The sequence below is a fragment of the Pseudolactococcus yaeyamensis genome (assembly GCF_054658615.1).
This window is the reverse complement of record NZ_BAAGGP010000145.1, coordinates 1-3,239: the sequence shown is the minus strand read 5'-3', so window position 1 is coordinate 3,239 and position 3,239 is coordinate 1. Positions and strand designations below refer to the sequence as shown.

2 protein-coding genes are annotated in these 3,239 nt (G+C 41.7%); both read right to left on the bottom strand.

Annotation, left to right across the window (positions count from 1 at the left end):
- Positions 1-276: 276 nt before the first annotated feature.
- Complete coding sequence (locus ACYQ21_RS15040; protein ID WP_460059446.1) at positions 277-1,887, bottom strand: CTP synthase; 1,611 nt, start codon at positions 1,885-1,887, stop codon at positions 277-279.
- Positions 1,888-2,076: 189 nt separating this feature from the next.
- A complete protein-coding gene (trxB, locus tag ACYQ21_RS15035; protein ID WP_460059444.1) occupies positions 2,077-3,000 on the bottom strand; it encodes a thioredoxin-disulfide reductase in 924 nt (307 codons plus the stop codon).
- Positions 3,001-3,239 lie beyond the last annotated feature (239 nt).

Below are 3,239 nucleotides of genomic sequence, written 5' to 3'. Positions count from 1 at the left end.
TGAGCACAAGTCCTTGATAGCACTTGCGAAAAAATGAATTTTTCGTAGGCTTATTTAGTGTACCTTAGTTTCATAAATCTTGTAAAATAAATTTACAAGTCTTACTTGACTTATTACCACTAGACTTGATATTACTGGGTTTTCATCTTCCAACTAACTTCTCGACACTATGACTTTATCGGTCGTTTGTCTTCAGTCTGAAATAAGCCTTGGGGTTTATTTTTTTATTTAGAAATCAAAAAATGCTAGAACATCAATCCTAGCATTTTTTGTGTTTTATTTCGTTTCAGCGTTTTCAACAGATGCTTTGACAAAGGCTGTATAAAGCCCTTCTGATCTATTTGGACGGCTTGACAATTCTGGGTGATATTGACAAGCAACGAAGAATTTATTTTCTGGAATTTCAACAATTTCAACCAAACGGTTATCAGGCGAAACACCTGAGAAGACGAGTCCTGCTTTTTCAAACTGTTCACGGTAGGCGTTATTAAACTCATAACGGTGACGGTGACGGCGTTGGATGACTTCTTGATTATCGTAGGCTGCTGCTGTCACTGAGTGTGCTTTCAATTTCGCTGGGTAAAGTCCCAAACGAAGCGTGCCTCCCATATCCTCAACGTCGATTTGGTCACGCATGAGGTCAATAATTGGGAATTTCGTCTCAGGATTCAACTCAGTTGAGTTGGCACCTTCAAGACCGAGCACGTTACGACCAAACTCGACACACGTCAACTGCATGCCTAGACAAACGCCAAGCATCGGCACATCATGCTCACGCGCATACTGAATCGCCGCAATCTTACCCTCAGTGCCACGGGGACCAAAGCCTCCCGGCACAATAATCCCATCAGCGTCGCCCAAAAGCTCAGCAGCATTTTCAGGCGTGACATCGTTTGATTGAACCCATTTCAGGTCAATGTCGGTGTCCGCAGGGTAGCCGGCATGTTTCAAGGCTTCAACGACAGAAATATAAGCATCAGGTAACTCGACATACTTCCCAACCAAAGTAATCTTAGTTGATTTTTTAAGGTTCATGACATGGTGAACCATTTCTGTCCATTCTGTCATGTCCGCTTTTGGCAAATCAAGTTTCAAATGATCCAAAACGATTTGGTCCATGTTTTGAGCTTGTAAATTAAGTGGAATTTGGTATAAATGCTCTACGTCAAGCGACTCAATCACGGCTTCCGGTGCGACATCTGTAAACTGTGCAATTTTATTTTTAATCCCTTGCTCAGCTGGTGTTTCTGTCCGGATAACAATCATATTCGGCTGAATCCCCAAACCACGTAATTCTTTAACAGAGTGTTGTGTTGGTTTAGTTTTCATTTCAGCAGACGCTTTTAGATAAGGTAATAAAGTTGTATGAATGTAGAAGACATTGTCCGCACCCACATCAGATTTCATCTGACGCAAGGCTTCAAGGAATGGCAATGACTCGATATCACCAACAGTTCCGCCAACTTCAGTGATGATGACATCTGAGTCCGTCGTTGCTGCGGCACGTTTAATTTTTTCTTTCAAGGCATCTGTGATATGTGGGATAACTTGAACCGTTGCCCCCAAATATTCGCCTTTACGCTCTTTACGCAAAACTTCTGAGTAGATTTTACCTGTTGTCACGTTAGAATATTTGTTGAGATTAACATCCATAAAACGCTCATAGTGACCCAAGTCAAGGTCAGTTTCTGCGCCATCATCTGTCACGTAAACTTCCCCATGTTGGTAAGGACTCATTGTACCCGGGTCAATATTGATGTAGGGGTCAAACTTTTGAATTGTGACTTTAAGCCCACGATTTTTTAAAAGACGACCGAGACTTGACGCCACAATCCCTTTACCAATACCTGAAACCACACCACCTGTGACGAAAATATACTTTGTCATTTACCTATTATCTCCTTTAATTTAAACACATGGGAAAATAAATATAAAAAGCTCCCAATACTGGGAGCTAGCTGTCCGACCGCCTGAGCGGTGCCCGATAATTATTATAGCAAATTTTTTGTAGACTTGTCAAATTTGAAAACCTCACGATTCTTCTTCATTTTTTGTGACTCATCTAAAACAACTGCTTCAAGCATTGTCTGTGATATATTGATAAACACCTTGACCAGCCAATGCCCCCTCACCGACTGCTGTCGTGATTTGACGGAGGGCTTTTTGGCGAACATCTCCGACTGCGAAAATCCCCGGAATTTTAGTCTGCATCCCTTGATCAGTGATAATCCAGCCAATTTCATCCGTAATCCCCAGATCTTTCACTGTATCTGTCATTGGATCAATACCGATATAGACAAACAAGCCACCAAATGCTTTTTCTGTGATATCACCCGTTTTAAGATTTTTAATCCGAACGCCTGTAATCTTTATGTCATTGCCCAAAACTTCCTCAACGGCTGAATCCCAGATGAATGAAATTTTATCATTTGAGAAAGCGCGTTCTTGGATAATTTTTTGAGCGCGGAGTTCATCACGACGGTGTAAAATGGTCACGGAGCTACCGAAACGCGTGAGAAAGAGCGCTTCTTCAACGGCTGAATCACCACCGCCGACAACCAAAATATCTTGATTTCGGAAGAAGGCGCCATCACAGACCGCACAGTAAGAGACACCACGCGCACCGTATTCTTCTTCGCCGGAGACATTGAGGTGACGATGTTGCGCACCTGTTGATATAATCACGGTTCTAGTCTCGAAGACCTCATCTTCAGTGATAACTTGCTTGATACCCTCAGCGTTGACCGTCACATTTTGGACAATACCGTAAGCATTTTCGACACCGAGTCCTTCAAGTGGCTCATACATTTTCATCGATAATTCAGGCCCCATGATGGTTTCATAGCCTGGATAATTTTCGATTTCAGCGGTATTATTCATTTGACCACCAGGTGCGCCACGTTCAAGCAATAATACTTTGAGTTCACTACGTGCTGCATACATCGCTGCTGTCATCCCACCAGGACCGGCACCGATGACGATTGTATCATATAAAGTCATTTTTTCCCTCACTTTTTTGGTATCCGCTAAATCACTATCTTAGGAATATCAATGGTAATTACATTCTATATTTCTCAACTTAAATATGCAAGTATATCGCATTCACAATTCACCTCGTATAATATATTCTAGTAGTGATTAACCACTACGATTTTTACCTAATTGATATTAATTTTCACTTGACTACTGAGCCGTTTCTCAGAGATAATAGTTCTGGAATGGACTCACGGATTTTGCTT

What these genes read in the sequence shown, in the direction of transcription:
- ACYQ21_RS15040 (WP_460059446.1), bottom strand. Translation starts at nt 1,887, where the DNA reads ATGACAAAGTATATTTTCGTCACAGGTGGTGTGGTTTCAGGTATTGGT.
- trxB (WP_460059444.1), bottom strand. Translation starts at nt 3,000, where the DNA reads ATGACTTTATATGATACAATCGTCATCGGTGCCGGTCCTGGTGGGATG.